At 58.5% G+C, this 24,641-nt stretch carries 17 protein-coding genes; 7 read left to right on the top strand and 10 right to left on the bottom strand.

The genetic code is table 11. From position 1 onward, the window contains the following. Nucleotides 1-156: 156 nt before the first annotated feature. Complete coding sequence (gene gyrA / locus AC1D19_RS24040; protein WP_056727165.1) at nucleotides 157-2,811, bottom strand: DNA gyrase subunit A; 2,655 nt, start codon at nucleotides 2,809-2,811, stop codon at nucleotides 157-159. A gap of 424 nt (nucleotides 2,812-3,235) precedes the next feature. After that, nucleotides 3,236-4,312, bottom strand: coding sequence for an S-methyl-5-thioribose-1-phosphate isomerase (gene mtnA / locus AC1D19_RS24045; protein ID WP_477764752.1), 1,077 nt, complete (start codon nucleotides 4,310-4,312; stop codon nucleotides 3,236-3,238). Nucleotides 4,313-4,420: 108 nt separating this feature from the next. On the opposite strand from mtnA, the gene AC1D19_RS24050 reads away from it, so the two are divergent. The 5 genes from AC1D19_RS24050 to AC1D19_RS24070 all read left to right on the top strand — a co-directional run bounded on the left by AC1D19_RS24050 (nucleotide 4,421) and on the right by AC1D19_RS24070 (nucleotide 9,331). Continuing rightward, nucleotides 4,421-5,755, top strand: a complete 1,335-nt coding sequence (locus tag AC1D19_RS24050) for a TRZ/ATZ family hydrolase (protein ID WP_477764753.1) — start codon at nucleotides 4,421-4,423, stop codon at nucleotides 5,753-5,755. Between the two features lie 57 nt (nucleotides 5,756-5,812). Then, nucleotides 5,813-6,511, top strand: a complete 699-nt coding sequence (ubiG, locus tag AC1D19_RS24055; RefSeq protein WP_046042598.1) for a bifunctional 2-polyprenyl-6-hydroxyphenol methylase/3-demethylubiquinol 3-O-methyltransferase UbiG — start codon at nucleotides 5,813-5,815, stop codon at nucleotides 6,509-6,511. A gap of 4 nt (nucleotides 6,512-6,515) precedes the next feature. Beyond that, entirely contained in the window at nucleotides 6,516-7,187 is a 672-nt protein-coding gene (mupP, locus tag AC1D19_RS24060; protein WP_150758252.1) for an N-acetylmuramic acid 6-phosphate phosphatase MupP, read from the top strand. Between the two features lie 111 nt (nucleotides 7,188-7,298). Beyond that, a complete protein-coding gene (locus tag AC1D19_RS24065; RefSeq protein WP_477754607.1) occupies nucleotides 7,299-8,039 on the top strand; it encodes a YciK family oxidoreductase in 741 nt (246 codons plus the stop codon). Between the two features lie 365 nt (nucleotides 8,040-8,404). Then, nucleotides 8,405-9,331, top strand: a complete 927-nt coding sequence (locus AC1D19_RS24070; protein WP_477764754.1) for a GGDEF domain-containing protein — start codon at nucleotides 8,405-8,407, stop codon at nucleotides 9,329-9,331. A 68-nt stretch (nucleotides 9,332-9,399) separates the two neighbouring features. Here AC1D19_RS24070 and AC1D19_RS24075 read toward each other — a convergent pair whose 3' ends face one another. Next, nucleotides 9,400-10,161 (bottom strand): TenA family transcriptional regulator, encoded by a 762-nt coding sequence (locus AC1D19_RS24075; RefSeq protein WP_477764755.1) that lies wholly within the window; start codon nucleotides 10,159-10,161, stop codon nucleotides 9,400-9,402. Between the two features lie 76 nt (nucleotides 10,162-10,237). Next, on the bottom strand, nucleotides 10,238-12,697 hold the full coding sequence (locus AC1D19_RS24080) for an EAL domain-containing protein (RefSeq protein ID WP_477764756.1): 2,460 nt from the start codon (nucleotides 12,695-12,697) through the stop codon (nucleotides 10,238-10,240). A gap of 191 nt (nucleotides 12,698-12,888) precedes the next feature. On the opposite strand from AC1D19_RS24080, the gene AC1D19_RS24085 reads away from it, so the two are divergent. Beyond that, nucleotides 12,889-17,532 (top strand): hypothetical protein, encoded by a 4,644-nt coding sequence (locus AC1D19_RS24085; protein WP_477764757.1) that lies wholly within the window; start codon nucleotides 12,889-12,891, stop codon nucleotides 17,530-17,532. Between the two features lie 12 nt (nucleotides 17,533-17,544). Here AC1D19_RS24085 and AC1D19_RS24090 read toward each other — a convergent pair whose 3' ends face one another. The 5 genes from AC1D19_RS24090 to AC1D19_RS24110 all read right to left on the bottom strand — a co-directional run bounded on the left by AC1D19_RS24090 (nucleotide 17,545) and on the right by AC1D19_RS24110 (nucleotide 21,943). Then, entirely contained in the window at nucleotides 17,545-19,362 is a 1,818-nt protein-coding gene (locus AC1D19_RS24090) for an ABC transporter ATP-binding protein (RefSeq protein ID WP_477764773.1), read from the bottom strand. Continuing rightward, nucleotides 19,355-19,957 (bottom strand): DsbA family protein, encoded by a 603-nt coding sequence (locus AC1D19_RS24095; RefSeq protein ID WP_477754615.1) that lies wholly within the window; start codon nucleotides 19,955-19,957, stop codon nucleotides 19,355-19,357. The genes AC1D19_RS24090 and AC1D19_RS24095 overlap by 8 nt, the downstream gene beginning before the upstream one ends. A 36-nt stretch (nucleotides 19,958-19,993) precedes the next feature. Beyond that, nucleotides 19,994-20,935 (bottom strand): oxygen-dependent tRNA uridine(34) hydroxylase TrhO, encoded by a 942-nt coding sequence (gene trhO / locus AC1D19_RS24100; protein ID WP_477764758.1) that lies wholly within the window; start codon nucleotides 20,933-20,935, stop codon nucleotides 19,994-19,996. A 171-nt stretch (nucleotides 20,936-21,106) separates the two neighbouring features. Next, on the bottom strand, nucleotides 21,107-21,406 hold the full coding sequence (locus AC1D19_RS24105; protein WP_477754612.1) for a BolA family protein: 300 nt from the start codon (nucleotides 21,404-21,406) through the stop codon (nucleotides 21,107-21,109). Between the two features lie 12 nt (nucleotides 21,407-21,418). Next, nucleotides 21,419-21,943 (bottom strand): DUF2059 domain-containing protein, encoded by a 525-nt coding sequence (locus AC1D19_RS24110; protein ID WP_007997268.1) that lies wholly within the window; start codon nucleotides 21,941-21,943, stop codon nucleotides 21,419-21,421. A gap of 191 nt (nucleotides 21,944-22,134) precedes the next feature. Here AC1D19_RS24110 and AC1D19_RS24115 point away from each other — a divergent pair, with 191 nt between their 5' ends. Beyond that, on the top strand, nucleotides 22,135-23,529 hold the full coding sequence (locus AC1D19_RS24115) for a class II fumarate hydratase (RefSeq protein WP_477754613.1): 1,395 nt from the start codon (nucleotides 22,135-22,137) through the stop codon (nucleotides 23,527-23,529). A 97-nt stretch (nucleotides 23,530-23,626) separates the two neighbouring features. Here the strand turns inward: AC1D19_RS24115 and AC1D19_RS24120 are convergent, their stop codons facing one another. Further along, a complete protein-coding gene (locus AC1D19_RS24120; RefSeq protein WP_477764759.1) occupies nucleotides 23,627-24,580 on the bottom strand; it encodes a DMT family transporter in 954 nt (317 codons plus the stop codon). Between the last annotated feature and the right edge of the window lie 61 nt (nucleotides 24,581-24,641).

A 24,641-nucleotide genomic window follows, 5' to 3' on the forward strand; every position in this document is an offset into this window, starting at 1 on the left:
GAGGCTGCGATCTTTTGATGCCAAATGAAAGCAAGAGCCAGATCAAGAGATCGCAGCCTCGCTTCGCTCGACAGCTCCTACATTAAAATCAATTCCACAGTTCCTAGAGGACAAACAACAAGGGGGCGAATTTTCATCCGCCCCCTGCTTACCCGCTTATTCCTGTGGTTCTTCGTCAGCGGCGGCGTCGAGTTGCTGGTCTTCGGCAACGTCGTCGATCACGACTTCACCGACAAACCCTTCACCCTCTTCACCTTCCAGCTCTTCGCCTTCGACTTCCGACGGCTCCTGAACCCGCTCCAGACCGACCAGCGTTTCATCGTTGGCCAGTTTGATCAGGGTCACGCCCTGGGTGTTACGACCCAGGCTGGACACTTCGTCGACACGGGTGCGCACCAGAGTGCCCTGGTCGGAAATCAGCATGATTTCCTCGCCGTCGAGCACCTGGACCGCACCGACCAGACGGCCGTTACGCTCGTTGCTGACCATGGCAATAACGCCCTGGCCGCCACGCTTGTACTCAGGGAACTCGGTGATCGCCGTGCGCTTGCCGTAGCCACGCGCCGAAGCTGTGAGGATCTGGCTGCCTTCTTCCGGGATCAGCATGGAAATCAGCTTCTGGCCTTCCGGCAGACGCATGCCGCGCACACCGCGGGCGGTACGGCCCATGGCGCGAACGTCGGATTCCTTGAAGCGCGTCACTTTGCCGCCATCGGAGAACAGCATCACTTCGCGCTCGCCATCGGTGATGGCCGCGGAAATCAGCACGTCGCCTTCGTCCAGCTCCAGCGCGATCAGGCCGACGCTGCGTTGACGGCTGAAGGATTCCAGCGGGGTCTTCTTCACGGTGCCGTTGGCGGTGGCCATGAAGATGTAGTGACCTTCGGTGTACTCCTCGACCGGCAGCATGGTGGTGATGTATTCACCGTCATCCAGCGGCAGCAGGTTGACCAGCGGACGACCACGGGCAGCACGTGACGCTTCAGGGATTTCGTAGGTTTTCAGCCAGTACACCTTGCCCTTGCTGGAGAACAGCAGCAGCGTGGTGTGGCTGTTGGCAACCAGCAGGTGAGCGATGTAGTCCTCATCCTTGACGCCGGTCGCCGACTTGCCTTTACCGCCACGACGCTGGGCCTGGTACGCAGCCAGCGGCTGGGTCTTGGCGTAGCCACCGTGGGAAATGGTCACGACGCGCTCTTCTTCCGGGATCATGTCACCCAGGGTCAGGTCGAGACGGGCATCGAGGATTTCAGTACGACGCACGTCGCCGTATTCGGCGCGAATCACTTCCAGCTCTTCGCGGATCACTTCCATCAGGCGCGTGGCGCTGTTGAGGATGCGGATCAGCTCGCCGATCTGGTTGAGGATCTCTTGATACTCGGCCAGCAGTTTTTCGTGTTCCAGACCGGTCAGGCGGTGCAGACGCAGTTCCAGAATGGCTTGCGCCTGTTCTGGCGACAGGAAGTACTTGCCGTCGCGCAAACCGTATTGCGGATCGAGGTTTTCCGGACGGCACGAATCGGCGCCGGCACGTTCAACCATCGCCACCACGGCCGAGGACTCCCAAGGCGTGCTGATCAGCGCTTCCTTGGCTTCCGACGGCGTTGGCGACGCCTTGATCAGGGCGATGACCGGGTCGATGTTCGACAGGGCAACCGCTTGACCTTCAAGGATATGACCACGCTCGCGCGCCTTGCGCAGTTCGAACACGGTACGACGGGTCACCACTTCGCGGCGGTGACGGACGAAGGCTTCCAGCAGGTCCTTGAGGTTCAGGATCCGCGGACGGCCGTCGATCAGCGCGACGATGTTGATACCGAACACCGCTTGCAGCTGGGTCTGGGCGTAGAGGTTGTTGAGGATGACCTCAGGCACTTCGCCGCGACGCAGCTCGATCACGACGCGCATACCGTCCTTGTCGGACTCGTCGCGCAGTTCGGTGATGCCTTCAAGCTTCTTCTCTTTGACCAGCTCGGCGATCTTCTCGATCAGACGCGCCTTGTTCAGCTGGTAAGGGAGTTCGGTGATGACGATCTGCTGGCGGCCACCGACCTTGTCGATGTCTTCGATCATCGAGCGGGCGCGCATGTAAATGCGCCCGCGACCGGTGCGGTAGGCTTCGATGATGCCGGCGCGACCGTTGATGATCGCGGCGGTCGGGAAGTCCGGACCGGGGATGTATTGCATCAGCTCGTCGACGGTCAGCTCAGGGTTGTCGATGAGTGCCAGGCAACCGTCGATGACTTCACCGAGGTTGTGCGGCGGAATGTTGGTCGCCATGCCTACGGCGATACCGCTGGAGCCGTTGACCAGCAGGTTGGGAATACGGGTCGGCATGACCGCCGGAATCATTTCGGTGCCGTCGTAGTTCGGCACCCAGTCCACGGTTTCTTTATGCAGGTCAGCCAGCAGCTCGTGCGCCAGCTTGGTCATGCGCACTTCGGTGTATCGCATGGCCGCGGCGTTGTCGCCGTCCACCGAACCGAAGTTGCCCTGGCCGTCTACCAGCAGGTAGCGCAGGGAGAATGGCTGTGCCATCCGAACGATGGTGTCGTACACCGCGGTATCACCGTGCGGGTGATACTTACCGATCACGTCACCGACAACACGGGCAGATTTCTTGTACGGCTTGTTGAAGTCGTTGCCCAGCTCGCTCATCGCGAACAGCACGCGCCGGTGCACGGGCTTCAAGCCATCGCGCGCATCCGGCAGTGCCCGCCCGACAATTACGCTCATCGCGTAGTCGAGGTAGGACTGCTTCAGCTCGTCTTCGATATTGACCGGGAGGATTTCTTTGGCCAGTTCGCCCATGAGAAGCCTGATTCCTTTTTCTGGTGAAACTTCGTCAGGACCAACGAAGCTCGCCGCTGCAGGCTCAGTGCCATGCATTGGCTTACGACAAATCAACGAGTTATGCCATGGATCTGCGCAGTAAAGATCACCCCGCGGGGCAACCTTGGAAACCGCCGGATGTTATCACAAGAGCCGCCACGCACCTATCCCCCAGACGCGCATGGAGAGTAGTTAGTTGACCGGTGACAGGCTTGAAGGGGACGAGAGGGGCTTAGAGGTGTGATCAACCGGCATTCAACCGTATTTTTCACTTGTAAACACCGACCTGTAGGAGCTGCCGAAGGCTGCGATCTTTTCGGGACCGTTACCGACTTATGCCGGGAAGATCAAAAGATCGCAGCCTTCGGCAGCTCCTACAGGGATTTCGTGCAACCCGAATGATTTAATGCAGACGTTTGCGGCACATCAACTGCGCCATCTTCGCGGTATCCGGGCGCTCGACGATGCCTTTTTCAGTGACGATCGCATCGATCAGATCCGCCGGCGTCACGTCGAACACCGGGTTGAAGGCATTGACGTCGGCCCCGACGCGCTTGCCACCGACCTCCAGCAACTCGCGACCATCACGCTCTTCAATCGGAATGTCATCGCCACTGGCCAGGTTCATGTCGATGGTCGAACTCGGCGCCACCACCATGAAGCGCACGCCGTGGTGCATGGCGTTGACGGCCAGCTGATAGGTGCCGATCTTGTTGGCCACATCGCCATTGGCGGTGATCCGGTCAGCGCCGACGATGACCCAGGTGGGGCCTTTGGTCTTCATGATATGCGCCGCGGCGGAATCGACATTGAGGGTCACGGGAATGCCTTCATTGGCCAGTTCCCACGCGGTCAGCCGCGAGCCCTGCAGCCATGGGCGGGTTTCGTCGACATATACCTGCTCGACCATACCTTCGAGGAACGCACCACGAATCACCCCCAGCGCGGTGCCAAAGCCGCCCGTGGCCAGCGCGCCGGTGTTGCAGTGGGTGAGGATCGCCTGGGCGTTGCCCTGATGCTTGCGGATCAGGTCCACACCCAGCTGGGCCATGGTCAAGTTGGCTTCGCGATCACTTTCATGAATGGCGATGGCCTCGGCCTCCAGCACCTCCAGCGGATCGGCATTGTCCTTCAGGCGATCAAGCCGGTCGTGCATGCGCCCCAGCGCCCAGAACAGGTTGACCGCAGTAGGACGGGAATCGGCCAACAGCATGAAATCCTCTTCCAGCGCAGCGTACCAGTCGCCACCTTCGGCAATCCGGGCGCGGGCCGCCAGTACGATGCCATAGGCTGCGCTAATGCCGATGGCCGGCGCGCCACGCACCACCATCGAGCGAATGGCCTCGGCCACGCCAGCAGCGCTGGTGTAGGCAATCCAGGTTTCCTCGAACGGCAAAATACGCTGATCCAGCAGATGGAGAGCGCCATCACGCCAATCGATGGCCTTTACCTTTTCCGCAGCCAACAGTCGATCGCGCATCCCTCACCCCGCACTCATGAACAAAAGCCGCCGATTATAGCGATCCCCCCGCGAAGACGCTCGGGTATACTTCGCAATCCTATACAAAAGCACTGGAACCGACCCTCGATGCCGAACACTGCCGCTGCGCTCGACCTGTTATTGCTGCCGACCTGGCTGGTACCCGTCGAACCCGTTGGTGTTGTCCTCAAGGAACATGGCGTGGGCATCCGTGATGGACGCATCGTGTTTATCGGCCCACGTTCCGCCGCGCTGAAGCTTAACGCAACCGAAACCCGCGAATTGCCCGACATGCTGCTCAGCCCCGGCCTGATCAATGCCCACGGGCACGCGGCGATGACGCTGTTCCGTGGCCTGGCCGATGATCTGCCATTGATGACCTGGCTGGAAAACCATATCTGGCCCGCCGAGGCCAAATGGGTCGATGAAGCTTTCGTGCGCGACGGTACCGACCTTGCCATCGCCGAGCAAATCAAAGGCGGCATCACCTGTTTCTCTGACATGTACTTCTTCCCGAAGGTTGCCAGCGAGCGCGTGCACAACAGCGGCATTCGCGCGCAAATCGCGATTCCGATCCTCGACTTCCCGATTCCGGGGGCCGCCACGGCGGACGAAGCCATTCGTCAGGGCGTTGAACTGTTTGGCGATCTCAAGCACCACGAACGCATCAAAATCACCTTCGGCCCCCATGCACCCTACACCGTAGGCGACGAAAACCTGGAAAAAATCCGGATGATCGCCGAGGAACTGGACGCTTCGATCCACATGCACGTGCATGAAACCGCCTTCGAAGTACAACAATCGGTCGAGCAGCGCGGTGAACGACCACTGGCCCGACTGGCGCGCCTGGGTTTGCTGGGGCCGCGCTTCCAGGCGGTTCACATGACCCAGATCAGCGAAGAAGACCTGGCGCTGCTGGTAGAAAGCAACAGCAATGTGATTCATTGCCCGGAGTCGAACCTGAAGCTGGCCAGCGGGTTCTGCCCGGTCGAGCGTTTGTGGCAGGCCGGGGTCAATGTTGCGGTCGGCACCGATGGCGCGGCCAGCAACAATGACCTGGACCTGCTCGGCGAAACCCGCACCGCGGCCCTGCTGGCCAAGGCTGTCGCCGGCTCGGCCACCGCGCTGGATGCCCATCGTGCCTTGCGCATGGCCACCCTCAATGGCGCCCGGGCACTGGGTATCGAGGCCGAAGTCGGTTCGCTGGAAATCGGCAAGGCCGCGGACATGGTGGCTTTCGACCTCTCCGGCCTGGCCCAGCAACCGGTCTACGAACCGGTTTCGCAGCTTATATATGCCACCGGCCGCGACTGCGTGAAACACCTTTGGGTTGCCGGCAAGCAGTTGCTCGACGACCGTCGCCTGACACGCCTGGATGAACAACAGCTTGGCGCTGTCGCGAGGGCCTGGGGCCAGCGCATCAGCGGCCGCACCGAATCGTAAGCACCCTGGAACGCAATCCGGGGCAACAGGATTTTTCAAGTTTTAGAGGACTAGACCATGAGCAACGTCGACTACGCCGAAATCGCCAAATTCGAGGCCCTGGCTCATCGCTGGTGGGACCGCGAAAGCGAATTCAAACCGCTGCACGACATCAACCCGCTGCGGGTCAACTGGATTGACGAGCGGGTCAACCTGGCCGGTAAAAAAGTCCTCGACGTCGGTTGCGGCGGTGGCATCCTCAGCGAAGCCATGGCCCAACGCGGTGCGACCGTGATGGGTATCGACATGGGCGAAGCGCCGTTGGCGGTTGCCCAGTTGCATCAGCTGGAGTCGGGCGTGAGCGTCGAGTACCGACAGATCACCGCCGAAGCCCTGGCCGAGGAAATGCCGGAGCAGTTCGACGTGGTCACCTGCCTTGAAATGCTTGAGCACGTGCCGGACCCGTCGTCGGTCATCCGCGCCTGCTTCCGCATGGTCAAGCCCGGCGGCCAGGTGTTCTTCTCCACCATCAACCGCAACCCGAAGGCGTACCTGTTCGCCATCGTCGGCGCCGAATACATCATGAAGCTGCTGCCGCGCGGCACCCACGACTTCAAGAAATTCATCCGCCCCTCCGAACTTGGCGCCTGGAGCCGCATGGCCGGCCTGACCGTCAAGGACATCATCGGCCTGACCTACAACCCGCTGACCAAGCACTACAAACTGGCGGCCGACGTGGACGTCAACTACATGATCCAGACCCTGCGCGAGGAGTAAGCCGATGCCAATCAGAGCAGTTCTTTTCGACATGGACGGCACTCTGCTCGACACCGCGCCGGACTTCATTGCGATCTGTCAGGCGATGCGTGCCGACCGTGGCTTGCCACCGATGAACGACAAGCACATTCGCGACGAGATTTCCGGCGGCGCCAAGGCGATGGTCGCGGTGACCTTCGCCATGGACCCGGAATCGCCGGGGTTCGAGGAACTGCGCCTGGAGTTTCTGGAGCGCTACCTCGTCGGTTGTGCCGTTCACAGCAAGCTGTTCGACGGCATGGGCGAACTGCTGGCGGACATCGAGAAGGCCAACCTGGTCTGGGGCGTGGTCACCAACAAGCCGCTGCGCTTCGCCGAGCCGATCATGCAACAGCTGGGGCTGGCTGAACGCTCGGCGCTGCTGATCTGCCCGGATCATGTGAAGAACAGCAAACCGGATCCCGAGCCGCTGATCCTCGCCTGCAAGATGCTCGATCTCGATCCGGCCAGCGTGCTGTTCGTCGGCGATGACCTGCGCGACATCGAGTCGGGCCGCGATGCTGGCACCAAGACTGCCGCCGTGACTTTCGGCTATATCCACCCGGATGATAATCCGCGGCATTGGGGTGCGGATGTGGTGGTTGATCATCCGCTGGAGTTGCGCAAGGTGCTCGATAGTGCGCTTTGCAGCTGCTGATTAAAGTCAAGAGATCGCAGCCTGCGGCAGCTCCTACAGGGGACCGCGATCGACGTAGGAGCTGCCGCAGGCTGCGATCTTTTCCAGCTTTGTTATGGATTGAGGTTTTTTATGTTTGATTATTCCGCCCGCCCCGAACTGCTCAAGGATCGGGTCATTCTGGTCACCGGCGCAGGACGTGGCATTGGCGCCGCAGCGGCAAAAGCCTACGCGGCACACGGCGCAACCGTGCTGCTGCTGGGCAAGACCGAAGCCAACCTGACCCAGGTCTACGACGAAATCGAAGCCGCCGGCCATCCACAACCGGCGGTGATCCCGTTCAATCTCGAAACCGCCCTGCCCCATCAATACGATGAGCTGGCGGCGATGATCGAAAGCGAATTCGGGCATCTCGACGGCCTGCTGCACAATGCTTCGATCATCGGCCCGCGCACGCCGATCGAGCAGCTGTCCGGCGAAAACTTCATGCGGGTCATGCAAGTCAACGTCAATGCCATGTTCATGCTCACCAGCACTCTGCTGCCGCTGCTCAAGCTGTCGCAAGATGCCTCGGTGGTGTTCACGTCCAGCAGCGTCGGCCGCAAGGGACGTGCGTACTGGGGCGCTTACGGCGTCTCCAAATTCGCCACTGAAGGGCTGATGCAAACCCTGGCTGACGAAGTCGATACCGTGGCCCCGGTACGCTCCAACAGCATCAACCCGGGCGCTACCCGCACCAGCATGCGCGCCCAGGCTTACCCGGGTGAAAATCCGCTGAACAACCCGACGCCCGAGGAGATCATGCCGGTCTACCTTTACCTGATGGGCCCGGACAGCACCGGTATCAACGGCCAGGCGTTCAACGCCCAGTAGCGACCGTACGTCGCTTTTTGGTGCCGCGCCGATTTCCTGTCGCGGCACTCGAATACACGCCAGGAACCTGTCAAACAAACGTCACATACTGCGCTGCACACGTAATAGACGAAGCACAACCTGTTGATTTAATACAAATTTTATTAAGATGAACCGAATGGCACGACTTTCGCTCTAAATTTGCTAAGACACGCAACGTGAAAGCAGACGGAACGAAGCTTGAGTGCGGCGATTACTCATCTTCTACAAAGCAGATTAAACTTGTACGAAATGTCCTACGGGACTGACGGACCAGTACGACGCGCAGCCTAAGCCGCTCTCACCCTGCTTGTAAGACAGCCTTACTGCTTAGGGGCGCACGCCTTATGAAACCACCTTCCCAGACCAACGCAATTGACTTCGATAGCGCCAAATTGCAGCGCCTGGGCTTTGGTCAGCAACCGCTTCTTCTGGCAAGGCCTATCAGTCTTGCGCAATTGCGCCAGCAACTGAGCCTGCAGCTGCAAACCAGTCTGGAACCGCAACGCATTCTTGGGACGTTCTATCGCGAGATTCAGCGATTGGTGCCGCTGGACGCTTTGTGCTACCTGCACAAGAGCAGTGACTTGCGTCTGGAGTTCGGCCAACGCGGCCACCATTCCATCAGTTACAGCCTCAGCCACGAAGGCGAACACCTGGGTGAGCTGATTTTCCGCCGCAATCAGCGTTTCAGCGAACAGGAACAGGGCAATCTCGAATCGCTGCTGGCCGCGCTGCTTTTCCCGATGCGCAACGCGCTGCTTTACCGTACCGCCACCCAAAGTGCACTGCGCGACCCGCTGACGGGCACCGGCAACCGCATCGCCATGGACCAGACATTGCAAAGGGAAATCGAGCTATCCCGGCGCCATCTGCAACCGTTATCGGTGCTGATGCTGGACATCGATCATTTCAAGCAAGTCAATGATACCCACGGCCACAGCACAGGCGATGACGTGCTCAAGGCGGTCGCTGCCTCGATCAAAAACCAGCTGCGCAACGTGGACATGGTGTTTCGCTATGGCGGTGAAGAGTTCCTGATCCTGCTGTCGAACACCAGCCGCGAGGCCGCGGCCATGGTCGGTGAGCGGCTGCGGTTTGCAGTGCAGTCTGAAGAATACCTGGCCGATGGTCATACGATCTTGCTGACGGTCAGCCTCGGCTGTTCGACATTGTTACCCGGCGAGTCTGCCGAAAGCCTGTTGCGACGGGCAGACAGTGCACTGTATGTGGCCAAGCGCGAAGGTCGTAACCGGTTGGAGATGGCGGGGTAACTGCCGACCACAAAATAATGTGGGAGCGAGGCTGCTCGCTCCCACAGTTGTTTCAAGCAGACTTTGGATCAGCTCTCGGCCAGTGCCATCCGCTCACGCGCGACCGGCGCTCTTTCTGCGTGCTCCAACTGCATGCAACGTTCGAGAAACAGGTACATGTAGTCGTAGCTCTTGCACACAGCCTGGCGCAACTCCACCTGCAGGGATTTGCTCGGGTTGGTGCCCGCCAATGTACAGATGATTTCCAGGGCTTCCCATGGATGGGCATCGTCGTACTGGGCATGCATCTTCAGCCACTTCATCGCTCGCTTGCGATCTTCCTCGGGGAACGAGGCGGCGTAGATACCGTTGGAACAAACGACCGCCGACCATTCCCCGGTCGCCCCTTCGATGGCGTAGTTGGTAGCGGCAATCGCAACGATCAGCGAGTCGGCTGAACTGGTGTGCCAGCACCAATGGCTCAAGGCGTGAAGCTCCGGTGCAACCTGCTGTGCCTGCAGGTCTTCCAGGCTGACACCGTGCGCGCGACTCCAGTGCACCCAGTAATCGGCGTGGTTCAATTCGACGCGGATATTACGCATCAGCCAGCGACGGGCCATGTCTTCGCCGGGATGACGAGCAAAGCGTGTCTTGGTCAGGTTTTGTGCCATATACAACGCGAACTGTTCGACCACCGGCCAGCCACCGATCAGGTATTGGCGCATGGTCTTTGCACTGAGTTTGTTGTCTCGCATGCGTTGGTACAGTTCGTGTTCGACAACCCGGCGTTTGCTCTCGCTGCAATCCTGGATCAGGCGCTGGGCCCAGGCAGGGTAACTTGCAGCTTCCATGAGCGGTCCGGTTCGGTTGAATGTATCGATCACTGTCGAGCTCCTTTTGATTGTGATTGTAAGACCGGCAGGAGTTTCAACGGAACGTGCCAGGGGCCTTGAACAACAGAGGCTGAGGCCTGGCGGGACGACTTAACAGGCTATCAAAGGTAAACAAATGCGGGCGTTCAATCACATACCCTTGAGCGTAATCCACCCCGATCTCCAGCAATGCCTGCTCGATCTGGGGCGTTTCGACAAACTCGGCAATCGTGCGCTTACCCATGACATGACCGATGTGATTGATCACTTCGACCATGGCGCGGTTAATCGGGTCGTCCAGCATATCCTTTACGAAACTCCCATCGATCTTCAGGAAGTCTACAGGCAAATGTTTCAGATACGCGAATGAGGACATTCCGGCACAAAAATCATCCAGTGAAAAATAGCATCCTAAGCCTTTGAGTTCATTAATGAATCGAATGGCGCTGCCAAGATTTGAAATAGCACTGGTCTCAGTAATTTCAAAACAAATCATTTCAGGCGGAATCGAATACGTCACAAACTGTTCGCGCAGGAAGTCCAGAAACGCCTCATCCCCGATCGTCGTGCCTGACAGATTGATCGCACACATGGCCAGCGGCCCCTGGTGCTGTTCGGCCTGACACTGGGCAATGATCTTGAACACGTTCTGCACAACCCAGCGGTCCAGAGAGCTCATCAGGCCATAGCGTTCGGCGGCCGGGATGAAACTGTCGGGCAAGATCATGCGCCCCGCCTCATCATGCAACCGCAACAGGATTTCGATATGCCCACTGCCATGCTCGGTATGACCGAGGGATGCGATTTCCTGGGCGTACAAGCAGAAGCGGTCCTCCTCCAGCGCCATGTGCAAACGCTGCACCCAGGCCATTTCGCCGAAGCGCAGGGACAATTCCGAGTCATCCGGATGATAGACCTGGACCCGGTTCCGGCCCTTTTCCTTGGCCATGTAGCACGCCATGTCGGCAGCACGCAGCGAGGCTTCGAGCGTCGTCGGATTCTGCGCAACATGGACCAGTCCGATACTGACAGTGGTCACGAAAGGCCGGCCCTTCCAGACAAAATGCAGATTCTGCACAGTCTGACGCAGGCTCTCGGCAATTTTCTCCGCCGCTTCCGGTGCGCAGTTTTCCAGCAGGATACCGAACTCGTCGCCGCCAAGGCGTGCCAGGGTATCGCCTTCGCGCAACCCGGATTGCAACAAGGCACAGATATGCCGCAACAGTTCGTCGCCCGCCGCGTGACCACAGGTATCGTTGACCAGCTTGAACTGATCCAGATCGAGGAACATCAGGGCATGGCGACCCGAATGGCGGGTCAGGTTGTGCAGCGCCTGTTCCAGGCGATATTCGAATTCGCGGCGGTTGGCAAGCCCGGTCAAGGCGTCGTGGGTCGCCTGCCACGACAGATTGGCGATGTATTGCCGCTCTTGGGTCATGTCATGCAGCACCAGCACCGTTCCGCTGACTTTGCCGGCATTGCGGATCGGAGCACCCACCAGCGTGACCGACACCGTGCTGCCGTCCAGGCGTTGAATCAACTTGGAGTGCTCACTGCCGCCACTGAGTTGACCGCTCAGAATATGCTCGATCAGGGTGAAACCGTCGGTCTGTGCATTTTCATCCAGCAGGTTGAACAGCGCCGCCAGCGGCAACCCTGTCGCCTGCTCGGCCTTCCAGTGGGTCAATGCCTCGGCCGCCGGATTCATGTAGGCAATCGCACCGGAAACATCCGTGGTGATCACGCCGTCGCCAATCGATTGCAGAGTGATCTGCGCCCGCTCTTTCTCCAGTTGCAGCGCATCGGCGAAGGCATGGCGCTGCTTGAGCAGTTTATGGGTGCGCATCAAGGCCAATACAATCAAACCCAGGGCGGTGGCGAGGTTGGTCACCAGCAACAGTCGCAGGATCATCCGCGAGCCTTCGCCCAAGGCATCGCTGAAGGCCTTCGCCGCCGGTGTCACACTTTCGTTGATGACGAATATCTGATCCTTCCAGCGCTTGATATCGGCATCGGTGGCCTGCCTGGTGGTGATGCGCTGATGCATCTCCTGCGCAATGGCATCGAGTTGCACCAGATACGCGTCGCCCACCCTCCAAAGGTCGATGGCTTTCTCGTGGTAACTGAAGTGCCGGAAATTCAGGTACAACCAGATCACACTGGTGATGTCATCCGGATGGTTGCCGCCCTTGAGGATCGCCACACGTGCCGCCTCGATGTTCGGCGGCCGATGATCCAGCGCCACACGCAATTCATGCCCACCCTGAGGCACGGAAATGGCGTTCTGGTATTTATGAAAAATCGCTTCGTCGCCGCTGTCGGCGTAGAGATTGAGGTAATAGATGGCGTCTTTCTGGCCCTTGGACCACAGGCTCTCACCGGCGACATAACCGCGAACAGCCGACAGTACATAAAGGCTGACACCGCCCAAGAGGGCCTGAAACACCACAACGGCGATAAATGGCCAGACGATGCCCAACAGCCGTGGCGTTCCGAGAGTCCGCTTTTGATTCATGAGGTCCCTTACATTAGAGCTGCTCGATTGTCGTCCGGACGAAAATCGCTACAGCTAGACTAGGGTGCCTTCGTCGTCCCGACAAGCTGATCAAAGCTTCGAACATCAACACAGCCAATATATATGTACCGCAAAGACAGTCCTTGTTGCATCGAGACTGACGTCCCTCCTATCAAGAGATGTCACTGTTTATGCATACCACAAATGCTTCGGCACCAACCCCATACCAACAATATCTGGGTCAACTCGCAGAATACGACGCGCTGCTAGGCCGTCTACGTGATGCCAAGGCGCGAGGCCTTGCTCTGGCCGGCATCTATTTATCTCCCCAGCCTCACTCCCCCCTTGCCCAGGAACATGACGTCGGGCAAACCCACTTGCACAGCTTGCTCAGACACCCGGACTATCTGGCACTTGTCGAAAAGTTGAAGATCATGAGTTTTTTATCTGTGTCTACAGCAGGAGGACGCAGCGTTTACACGACGGTTGACCAGAAGGGTGCCGAAGTCATTCTCTCCATGACTGAAAAACCTGGCTGGCGCGAACTGACCGAAAAAATCGAGCCGATAGCTCTCAGCATAGGCGGACAATTGCGCTCGGATAAGTTGCTCAGCCTTCCTCAGGTTCTGACGTATTACGCGTTACCGGCAGCGCAAACTCAAAACACCACTGAAATGGAGTCGCTAATTCACAAACTGGAGGAAAGACGCGCCAGTCACTCATTGCAACTCTTCAGTGGTGTTGATATCGACTCCTTGAATCGTTCACCCACAGCTGAAGACCGAGAACTACTCAAAACCATACAGAGAGCCACTCCGACATCCGCTATGACCATCGATAGCCTGCTCGCTCAACTGACGAACAGAGATATCGTTGCCATCGTCAAGCGTTTTCTTCCCGAAACCGAAAGCTCGCTATTCAGCTACCTGATTCAAAACGCAGTGCCCAATGCGACCGAAGCTCAAGTCCGTGTCACGCCCACGGTAGTGCTGGAAAGCATTTTGCGCTCCGCCGAGTCAGAGCGACTGGCAATGGCGCTGTTGGAAGGCTTGAACTGGTACGGTGGAAAACCCGGCGAAGAAACCTCATCAGGCGTACGAATCAAACTGCTCAGCAAAGCCATTCGCTTATGGACAAACAAGAGCGGTAAACCCGCTGATATCGCTGGATACACATGGCATCAACGCTCGAACTGGGGAAAGAGTTACCCGAGTATCCGGGCTGAGTTTGAACAGCACCTATTCGACTCCCGGCGAGCGTCATCAATGACTGAGGCGATCTTGCTCGCGCGCTTGCTGCAACCTGAATTTCCACGAGCGTTTCAAGTCCCGGACATTCCAGCTGATCTTCCCTATAGAAGTTCTGTTGTTTGGGTCAATTTTGTCCACGGTGTAAAGCTGGCCGAAGACATGGAGCCTGACTCGATCGAGCGGATGACCTTCCAGCAATTGGTCAACCTGCCAATCAAACGAACCGTCGGAGCAACGCCAGAGCAATTGAATCTTATCGCTCTGGCGAGGCTGCTTCCGACACTGGACTGGGCGGTTACCCAAGGGGTTATTTCGCAAAAAAGTCTTAAAAACTATTCACAGAGCGAGATTGATCTGGCGCTATCGGCACTGGATAACCAAAAAAACGAGTTGAATGAGGCCATCATTCAACTCGATAAAAAACCACCCGAACGACTGGCGATCGCCAAAACAAAAATGCAGTCAATCTTTGGAGAGGATGTCTTCATCTCGGATGGTCGAAAACTGGCTAGAAAGGACACTACCGGTCCGACCAGTTTTCGTGACACGCCGCCGCTTGAAGGCAAGGAGTACGACTATTACTCGTTTGTCGACGTCTATGCATCCGGCAAGTTCGACGATCAGAAAAGTTGGCGGGCGACACAAAGCGATGGCACTACCATTAGCACACAATGGATACGAATAGACGAGAGCCGAAGGATCGTCACCGGAGAAAGGCCATGGCGCAAACCAGGCTCCCGGTGGGTTATCTCACCGGAGACCAGGTTGCCCGACGTCAAAGCGCTGTTCGACAACGACTTCAAGCACCATCTGCAATTGACCACAACGGCCTATGAAACACTGATCAGAAGTCAATTGGCCTCACTCCCGTTTGCCGACCGTCAGGCCATCGCCTTAGGCGAACTCAGGGTATACAGCTTGAGAAAGGAAACGCGTGGTATCGAGGCCCAGAATGAAACGCCGGAAATGATCTTGCCGCTACGAGCCCGCAACGGCTTGATATTGCAGGCGATCCATACGCGCGAAACCCAGGGTCACGAACAGGGTATTGAAACCAGGTATTACGAATTGCTGCCCAGAGCAGGCGTCATACGTCGTATTGAAAACCTTGGCCCGGAACACTTGGGAGGTGCCATCCAGACGGAAAAGTGGCGTCTGAAATCGACCGTTTCCGTCAGCGTACTGCGCCATAAGACGTTGCCCTTCGATTGGGACGCTCATTCGACGGGCAGCAAACCGAAAGAAGACGCGATTTGCCAGGCTATCATCGAACAGTTAGGTAGCACTTTCGCCACCGTAACAGAGACGGAGGAAAGTGCAGACACTATCCCGTTGACGCTGTCATCAAGTCGTTGCGTGGCGATCAGTCATTTCATTGCAACTCAGCTGCTGTTCACGGACCCGATAAAACTTCGCATTGCCGCCTACGGACAAACGCGTTTCGAACTCGAAGAGGCGCGGGGTGAAAAAGCCCTCGAAATCGGGAAAATGTTCATCCCTTTCTGGAACAGCATCGAAGACTTGGCCTCCGGCGACAAAACACGCCTGATCAACGGGACGTTCGGCCTGTTTGCCGACCTGCTTTCCTTTGCACAACCCATCGGCAAGTTTGCCTCGGGCTCGGCAATACTGATCAGTAATGCAAGCCGACTGACCTTTCGCGCCAGACTTCCCGCATTTGTGTCGCTGACGAAAAACCTGTTGTTTTCGAGCCTGCAAACGCTGAATCCGGTTGACGGTGTTGGATCGCTGCTCCATGCATTGGGAGCCAGAGGGGTGAAACTTGTCCGATTCAGCCTTCTCAGAATCAAGGAACTGGCGGGCAAGGCTGGCAGTTATGATTTCGCGCACAAGCTGCCGCAGATCAGCGATGCGGGCCGCTGGAAACCGTTGGTAAAGGGTGACCAGTTAGCGACCGTCAAGGGTATTGACGACATCCACATACGCAAATCGGCCATTCCCGACAATGCCGACTACCACTTTATCGATCCATTATCGTCCAGACCCTACGGTCCCCGGCTAACCACCCGCTCAGGTGATATTTCGTTAGGGAGATCGCATTACAATTCCCTGGATAACACCAAAAATCACGTCATTGTCGAAGTTTCTGAAAACAGCCGCATTCGGGAAGTGCTTGAAGTCGATGGCCGAACTACGTTGTTTATCGATGATGTGCCGTATCGGCTGGATGGCGACACGCTGCGTCGCGCCGACCTGATCGATGATCAGGCGATGCTCAGATCCTTGCCTTGTCGGGTACGGCGTGCCCCAGGTGCCGATGTATGCGAAACGAGCTATGTCACTCGCGCCCCCGCCCCTACTCCTGATATCAACAGCTTCGATGAAACCAAAGGTTGGGCCCCCTGGTTCGGAGATAGTATCTATACGAATGGCGCGAAGGGAACACCGATGAAAAGGGCATCGATTGCTACACACGAGACTCTCGGTGCAACCATCGAGTTTTGCCAAGGTATTTTTGGACGTGTGAAGGTCAGTGTTCCCGATCGGGGTGTAATGGATACCCTTAGAGCCGGCGCCATTATTGTCGAAGCGGCAGATGGCACGAAGCGGTATGTGTTTACACGCCTAAATGCCAGCGACTTTTTCGTTGCCGAACTCGCAAAAGGACGAAGCTTGGGTAATCCGCTGACATTCAAACAAGCATCAACGCTGTCCGAAGCGCTGAAGGAGCAATTGATGGTGGTCTACACCGGCTCGCTGAATGCCAACAACATGGCAAGAATCCATGGCATCGAGGCCGTCGAGCGCGCCATGAAAACCATGGATGAAATTGCCATTCCAATTAGCGTCCACGAGCCCAATACGCTCAAGCGACTCGAGCTGCTCAAGGTTGATACCAGTCCCGGGGAGGCAATTCTTTTCGATCATAAAACCAGAATGATCATCAGAAGTTCCGAGGATGGTGCCGCCACGTGGTCACCGTCCAAGAAAGCACCGGACAGCGTGCGTGAAACGACAGCGGAGGTTTTCAATAATCTGTTTCAGAAAAAAGTCATCACCATCCAATCGGGTCGGGGCGAGCCCCTGGCTCTAAACATCGACAAGATGATGCAGCAACTGCAAGTCATCATCGGCCAAAAACTCCAGCGACCAGTGCATGCCCCAAGGAATATTGCGTTCGCCGAAATCAAGACCAAAGCTGGGGTGCGTGAAATCTATGTCAGCGTTTCCGGCAGCAAAGGTGACACCGGTTTCCTGCCAATGTTTCAAAATCCAGCTAACAGAAAGGAGGTAACCGTCGACGGTACCCGTTACTTCAATATAGATAAAGGAACCCGATTCCCGGAGACCGCCCTAAGCATAACCCCAGCGGGCAAGCTACAGGCGATCCCCCATACCATCGACAATATTGAAACATACACGCCTATGCTCACCTCTCGCCCAACCTCGCTGGACACTGAGAGCAAGCTCATTAGCGTCATACGCAAAAAATATCCAGATCCAAAAGACCTGGATTTCATCACGATCGCCACCACCTTGCCGCCCTGCGACTCCTGCGCAGTCGTCATGAAACAATTCGGCTATGACGGCAGCCCCAATGCACTCGACGTGATCTGGAAGTAAACGCTTGCCCGATCAATGCTGCTGCAAATGCCCATACAGCTTGGCGTATAACCCACCCTCGGCGATCAATTGCTGATGGTCGCCATCCTCGGCAATTTGCCCGCCGTCGAACACCAGCACACGATCGGCTTGTTTTACCGCCGAAAGACGGTGGGCAATGATCAGTGTGGTGCGGTTGCTCAGGAACCGCGCCAGTGCCTGGTGCAGGTTGTACTCGGTGGCGGCATCGAGCGCCGAGGTGGCTTCGTCGAGGATCACCACCTTGGGCTCGGCCAGCACCATCCGGGCGATGGCCAGGCGTTGGCGCTGCCCGCCGGACAAACGCACGCCGGAGCGCCCGACGATGCTGTCCAGGCCATTGGGCAAATCCCGGACCGTAGCGTGCAACTGGGCGATTTCCAGTGCCTGCCAGCAGGCCTCGTCACTGCGTTCGCGGCCCATGGTCAGGTTGGCGCGGATGGTGTCGTTGAACAGCGCCGGATGTTGCAGGACTACGGCGACATTTTCCCGCACGGTTTCCAGGCCGATCTCTTGCTGGGTTGAACCACCAAAGCGAATGGTGCCCGCCAGCGGCGTATACAAGCCCAGCAGTAGTTGCACCAGCGTGCTCTTGCCGCCGCCACTGGCACCGACGATTGCGACCTTTTCGCCGGGGGCGATGGACAGGTTCATCTGGTTCAAGACCAGTTCATCACCGTAACCGAAACTCAACCCCTGTACTTCCAGCCCGACCGTCTCGCGGCCACTGAACGGGTCGACTCCACCCGAGTACTCGGGCTCATCGTCACGGGACAGCAGTTCGTTGATCCGCGACAGCGCACCATCGGCTGCGTAGTAGGCATATTGCAGGTTCAGCAGTTGTTCCACCGGACCGATCATGAACCACAGGTAGCTGAACACCGCGAGCATCTGGCCGATTGAAAGGTCGGAAAACAGTACAGTGAGCATCGCCGCGGCACGGAAAATATCGATGCCGAACTGGAACAGCAAGCCGCTGGCGCGGTTCGACGCATCGGTTTTCCATTGCGAGTTCACCGCATAGTCGCGCACGTCCCGGGCGCGCTGCCCCAAGCGACCGAGGAAAAACCCCTGGCGGTTACCGGCGCGTACTTCCTGGATCGCATCCAGGGTTTCGGTCAAGGCCTGGGTGAAGCGCGAGGTGCTGTCGTTCTCGAGCTTCTTCAGGTGTTTGACCCGTTTGCCCAACTGCACCGTGGCATAGATCACCAGCGGGTTGAACAGCAGGATCAGCAGCGCGAGTTTCCAGTGCATCCACATCAGGATGGAGGCAGTGCCCACCAGCGTCAGCATGGCCACGAGGAAACGGCTGAGGGTTTCGCCAACGAATTTGTCCAGGGTGTCCAGGTCGGTGACCAGATGCGTGGTCACCGTGCCGCTGCCCAGGCTTTCGTATTCGCCCAGCGAGATGCGCTTGAGTCGTTCGATCAGGCGTATGCGAATGCGATAGACGATGTCCTTGGCCAGTCCGGCGAACAATTTCGCCTGCACTACGTTGAACATCAACGCCGCGCAGCGCAGGGTCAGGGTCACCAGCAGCATCAGTCCGATGTAGCCCGCGGCTTTCTGCCAGCCTTCGGGCAGCGCGTGGTTCATGATCTTCAGCGCCACATCACCGTGCCCCAGCAACACCTCGTCCACCAGCAATGGCAGGAGCAAGGGAATCGGCACGCTGCACAAGGTCGCCAGCACGGCCACGCCGTTGGCGATCCACAGGGATTTCTTGTGATGCAGGGCCAGTCGGCGGATTTCCGCCCAGCTCAGACGGTCGACACGTTTAGCGGGTGCAACATCATCGGGCAGGTCATGCACAGGCAGCACGCTCCAGCCAGCGGCCGAGCAGCGGGGACAACTCGCTCAACGGCTGATAGCCATTGGTCAACAACGCCAACTGCCCATTTCGCTCAGCCAGCAACGTAGGAAAACCGGCGATGCCCAGGTCCTGGACCCAAGTGAAATCGGCAGATGTCGCGGCGTGCGTATCGGCACGGTCGAACGCGGCGGCGAATTCGATGCGCGGCAGACCGGCCTGCTCTGCCAGCTCCACCAGGACACTGGCACGCGTGACATCGCGACCTTCAGCGTAAAAGGCGTGCTGAATCAGCCCGAGCAGTTTCCAGGCACAATCCGGCGCCAGCGTGCGCGCCGTCACCAGTGCCCGGCAGGCAGGTTCGGTATCGTAGACAAAGCCATCGGGTAACGCGCCTTCAAGCTTGAAGGGCTGGCCGGTGGCCTCGGTGACCGCCTGCCAGTGTTCGAGGATATAGCGCCGGGTACTCGGCTCCAGTGCGGCACCGTTACCGGTGCGCAAACCACCCACGATCAGATGCACCTCCACGCCTGCGGCTTGCGCCTGCTCGACCAGTGCGTTGGCCACCGGGGCAAACCCCCAGCACCAGGAACACATCGGGTCCATCACATAGAGCAGGCGCGCAGACATGGCTCAGGCCTCGGAAGATGCTTGCTTGTAGTTGTAGCCGATCGGGTGAGGCTGGTTTCGAGCCTTGGCCAGCTCGATCTGCTTCTGCCGGTCGATCGCACTGCGACGGGTCTTCTCACTCAGCTTATCCCAGCAATGCGGGCAACTGATGCCGGCCACGTAATGCTCGGACGCGCGGTCTTCCACGCTCACCGGCGTGCGGCAGGCATGACATTGATCGTAGTCGCCTTCGCTCAGGTCGTGACGAACGGTCACGCGGTTGTCGAACACGAAGCAGTCGCCCTGCCACTTGGTTTCTTCCTGCGGCACCTCTTCGAGGTACTTCAGGATGCCGCCCTTGAGGTGAAAGACCTCACCGTAGCCCTCGCTGAGCATGTAGCTCGAGGCCTTCTCGCAGCGGATGCCACCGGTGCAGAACATCGCGACCTTCTTGTGCACGGCCGGGTCGAAGTTGGCTTTGATGTAATCGGGAAATTCGCGAAAACTGGTGGTTTTCGGATCGATGGCGCCTTCGAAGGTACCGATCGATACTTCGTAGTCGTTACGGGTGTCGATCAGCAGCACTTGCGGGTCGCTGATCAGCGCGTTCCAGTCCTGCGGATCGACGTAAGTGCCGACCTTTTTGTTCGGGTCCACGCCTTCCACGCCGAGGGTGACGATTTCTTTCTTGAGCTTGACTTTGGTGCGGTAGAACGGCTGGTCGTCGCAGTACGACTCTTTATGGTCGATGTCGTCCATGCGCGGGTCGTTCTTGAGCCAGGCCATCAGCCCGTCGATGCCTTCGCGGCTGCCGGACACGGTGCCGTTGATACCCTCTTCGGCAATCAGCAGCGTGCCTTTGATGCCGTTGTCGACCATCGCTTGCAGCAGGGGCTCGCGCAGGGCGACGTAATCTTCCAGGGTGACGAACTTATACAGTGCCGCCACGACAATCTGTTGTGTCATGGGTAAATCTCCAGGTGGCTACCCTCGTAAGGGGTGAACCGGATGCGAAAAAAAACGCGCCGGGTTAGCGGCGCGTTGGGCATTCTAACAAAAAAGATCGCAGCCTGCGGCAGCTCCTACATGGGAATGCGTATTCCTGTAGGAGCTGCCGCAGGCTGCGATCTTTTGAGCTTAATGCTCGCTACCGCCAGCGCAGGTCGGCGAGGCCGGGGCCGCGTCGATCCGGGCCCATTCCTCCGGCGTGTAGGTATGCAGCGCCAACGCATGGAACTCGCCCATCAGCTCGCCGAGCGTGCCGTAGACCTTCTGGTGGCGCTTGACCCGGTTCAGGCCTTCGAACTGTGCGCTGACCACCACAGCCTTGAAATGGGTCTGCAACCCACGGCTGTGCATATGGCTCTCATCCAGCACGTGCAGATGCTCGGGCTGAAGCAGGGCCAGTGTCGATTCGATGCGTTGTTGCATGGTCATACCGAACTCCGCTTAAGGCTTTTTCTTGGCTGGCGCAGCCGCGTCTTTCGGCGTCAGCTCGGCGGTCATGTCAGCCAACAGCTTGTTGACCACCGGCACTGCGCTTTCCAGCTTGGCCTGGGTCATCTGGGCCGATTGCTGGGTCAGCTGAGGCATTTTTTCCAGGACTTTCTTGCCCAGTGGCGACTGGTAGAACGCAACCAGGTCCTTGAGCTCGGATTCGGTGAAGTTGGTGGTGTAGAGCTTGACCATGTCCGGTTTCAGCTTGTTCCAGCCAATGGCCTGGTCCAGAGCGGCGTTGGCCTTGGCCTGGTAGGTTTCCAGCACGGCTTTTTTCGACTCAGGAGCTTTGGTCTGTTCGAAACGCTGGGCAAACATCTGCTGTACTTGCATGTACACCGGGGTGCCCAGTTTGTCAGCGTGCGCCATGGTCAGGAAAGCCTCGGCACTGGCGTTATGGCTGGCGGTGTCGGCAAGAACCTGGCCGCTGGCGCAGACCAAAGCAACGGCGGTACAGATGGCACGAAGACGAGTCATCGAGTTTCCTTTTCTAGCTGGCGAGGTAAGACCCCAAGGGCGTCCATTCTGCGCCTAAAAAAGTCTGTCGCTCAACCCCAAGCCTTGTCGCACCTGATTTAGAGGGGTTGAATGGTCAAATTCAGACTGATGGAACCACGGCCGTCGATCACGGCCTAAACTGCGCAATCGGACCTACAGGAGTGAGCAAGATGAGCCGTATCGAAACCGACAGCCTCGGCGAGGTTGAAGTCCCGGATGAAGCCTACTGGGGCGCTCAGACACAACGCTCGCTGATCAACTTCGCCATTGGCAACGAACGCATGCCGCTGGCGGTGTTGCATGCCCTGGCGCTGATCAAGAAAGCCGCGGCACGGGTCAATGATCGCAACGGCGACGTGCCCGCCGACATCGCCCGCCTGATCGAGCAGGCAGCCGACGAAGTGCTCGGCGGCGACCACGACGACCAGTTTCCGCTGGTGGTCTGGCAAACCGGCAGCGGCACCCAGAGCAACATGAACGTCAACGAAGTGATCGCCGGTCGCGCCAACGAGCTGGCCGGCAACCCCCGTGGCGGCAAGTCCCCGGTGCACCCCAATGATCACGTCAATCGCTCCCAGAGTTCCAACGACTGCTTCCCCACCGCCATGCACATCGCCGCCGTCCAGGCGGTGCAACAGCACTTGCTGCCGGCGATCAGCGAACTGTCCGGCGGGCTGGCCGAGTTGGCCGCCCGCCATATGAAACTGGTCAAGACCGGCCGCACCCACATGATGGATGCGACTCCGATCAGCTTCGGTCAGGAAATCTCGGCGTTCATCGCGCAACTCGATTACGCCGAACGGGCGATCCGCAGCGCACTGCCCGCGGTCTGCGAGCTGGCCCAGGGCGGAACGGCCGTCGGCACCGGGCTCAATTCACCCCACGGCTTCGGTGAGGCCATCGCTGCAGAATTGGCCGCCCTCTCCGGTTTGCCATTTATCACCGCACCGAACAAGTTCGCCGCACTGGCCGGCCATGAGCCGCTGACCACGCTGTCCGGCGCGCTGAAAACCCTCGCCGTGACCCTGATGAAGATCGCCAACGATCTGCGCCTGCTGGGTTCCGGTCCGCGCGCCGGCTTCGCCGAAGTCAAGCTGCCGGCCAATGAACCGGGCAGCTCGATCATGCCAGGCAAGGTCAACCCGACCCAGTGCGAAGCCTTGTCGATGCTGGCCTGCCAGGTGTTGGGCAACGACGTCGCCATCGGCTTTGCCGCCAGTCAGGGCCACTTGCAGCTGAACGTGTTCAAACCGGTGATCATCCACAACCTGCTGCAATCGATCCGTTTGCTGGGTGATGGCTGCAGCAACTTCCAGCAGCACTGCGTGGCCGGTCTGGAGCCGGATGCGGAAAAAATGGCTGAACACCTGGAACGAGGCCTGATGCTGGTGACGGCGCTCAACCCGCACATTGGCTATGACAAATCGGCGAAGATCGCCAAGAAGGCCTACAGCGAAGGCCTGACCTTGCGCGAGGCGGCGTTGCAACTGGGGTATCTGACCGATGAAGAGTTCGATGCGTGGGTAAGGCCGGAGAATATGCTGGAGGCTGGGGCCAAGGGCTGAGTTTTGCAGTGAAGCGAAAAGATCGCAGCCTGCGGCAGCTCCTACGGGAATACGCGTTTGCATGTAGGAGCTGCCGCAGGCTGCGATCTTTTGATCTTCAGGCCACCCGCATCTTCCTTGCCTTGAGCCCGGCAATCAACGAAGGCCCCAACGCCACCAGCGCCGACCCCAGCACCACCAGCACCGCACCGCCATAACCCAGACCATTGATGGTCTCGGCATGCACATAGTCAGGCCATAGCCATGCAGCCATGGCAACCGCCACAAAGGTCACCAGCGGTGTGATGGCCAGCGTTGCGCTGACCCGAGAGGCTTCCCAATGGGCCAGGGCCTCGGCAAACGCGCCATAGGCAATCAGGGTGTTGAGGCAGCACGCCAGCAGCAACCAACCCTGCAACGGGTTCAATTGCAACGCTTCGAGCGGTTGCACCCACGGCGTCAACAGCAGCGCGCAAAACAGGTAGATCACCATCATCACCTGCAGCGAATTCCACACCGTCAGCAATTGCTTCTGCCCCAGGGCATAGAAGGTCCAGACCGTGGACGCCAACAGCACCAGCAGCACGCCGGCGGTGTAGTCGGTCAGCGATGTGAGCAATTCACTCAAGCGCTGGTTGAAAAACAGCGCAAAACCGATCAGCAGCACCAACAGCCCGATCCCCTGCCCCAGGCTGAACCGCTCCTTGAACACGAACACGCTGGCGATCAGCAGCAAGATCGGCCCCATCTGCACCACCAGTTGCGCCGTGCCGGGGCTGAGCAGGTTCAGGCCCATCAAATACAGCACATAGTTACCGACCAGGCCGAGCACCGCCATCAGTACCAGCCAGCCACCGCGAGGACCGAGCACTTTGCGGCTAGGCAGACGCCTGGTGGCCGCCAGATAAATGAACAGGCAGCCGCCAGACACCAACAGGCGAAACCAGGTCACCGTCACCGGGTCCATCACCAGCAGCACTTGCTTGAGCTTGATCGGCAGGATTCCCCACAACAACGCGGTCAACAAGGCCAGGAACAGACCGTAACCCCAGCGACCCGATGAAATGTGCATGTGAACCCCAACGCCAACTGACAGGAGCCGTCATTCTAGGCCCGCAGCGGTGGCGTACACA

It is taken from the genome of Pseudomonas sp. P1_C12, assembly GCF_056406435.1.

What these genes read in the sequence shown, in the direction of transcription:
- gyrA (WP_056727165.1), bottom strand. Translation starts at nt 2,811, where the DNA reads ATGGGCGAACTGGCCAAAGAAATCCTCCCGGTCAATATCGAAGACGAG.
- mtnA (WP_477764752.1), bottom strand. Translation starts at nt 4,312, where the DNA reads ATGCGCGATCGACTGTTGGCTGCGGAAAAGGTAAAGGCCATCGATTGG.
- AC1D19_RS24050 (WP_477764753.1), top strand. Translation starts at nt 4,421, where the DNA reads ATGCCGAACACTGCCGCTGCGCTCGACCTGTTATTGCTGCCGACCTGG.
- ubiG (WP_046042598.1), top strand. Translation starts at nt 5,813, where the DNA reads ATGAGCAACGTCGACTACGCCGAAATCGCCAAATTCGAGGCCCTGGCT.
- mupP (WP_150758252.1), top strand. Translation starts at nt 6,516, where the DNA reads ATGCCAATCAGAGCAGTTCTTTTCGACATGGACGGCACTCTGCTCGAC.
- AC1D19_RS24065 (WP_477754607.1), top strand. Translation starts at nt 7,299, where the DNA reads ATGTTTGATTATTCCGCCCGCCCCGAACTGCTCAAGGATCGGGTCATT.
- AC1D19_RS24070 (WP_477764754.1), top strand. Translation starts at nt 8,405, where the DNA reads ATGAAACCACCTTCCCAGACCAACGCAATTGACTTCGATAGCGCCAAA.
- AC1D19_RS24075 (WP_477764755.1), bottom strand. Translation starts at nt 10,161, where the DNA reads ATGGAAGCTGCAAGTTACCCTGCCTGGGCCCAGCGCCTGATCCAGGAT.
- AC1D19_RS24080 (WP_477764756.1), bottom strand. Translation starts at nt 12,697, where the DNA reads ATGAATCAAAAGCGGACTCTCGGAACGCCACGGCTGTTGGGCATCGTC.
- AC1D19_RS24085 (WP_477764757.1), top strand. Translation starts at nt 12,889, where the DNA reads ATGCATACCACAAATGCTTCGGCACCAACCCCATACCAACAATATCTG.
- AC1D19_RS24095 (WP_477754615.1), bottom strand. Translation starts at nt 19,957, where the DNA reads ATGTGTTCCTGGTGCTGGGGGTTTGCCCCGGTGGCCAACGCACTGGTC.
- trhO (WP_477764758.1), bottom strand. Translation starts at nt 20,935, where the DNA reads ATGACACAACAGATTGTCGTGGCGGCACTGTATAAGTTCGTCACCCTG.
- AC1D19_RS24105 (WP_477754612.1), bottom strand. Translation starts at nt 21,406, where the DNA reads ATGACCATGCAACAACGCATCGAATCGACACTGGCCCTGCTTCAGCCC.
- AC1D19_RS24110 (WP_007997268.1), bottom strand. Translation starts at nt 21,943, where the DNA reads ATGACTCGTCTTCGTGCCATCTGTACCGCCGTTGCTTTGGTCTGCGCC.
- AC1D19_RS24115 (WP_477754613.1), top strand. Translation starts at nt 22,135, where the DNA reads ATGAGCCGTATCGAAACCGACAGCCTCGGCGAGGTTGAAGTCCCGGAT.
- AC1D19_RS24120 (WP_477764759.1), bottom strand. Translation starts at nt 24,580, where the DNA reads ATGCACATTTCATCGGGTCGCTGGGGTTACGGTCTGTTCCTGGCCTTG.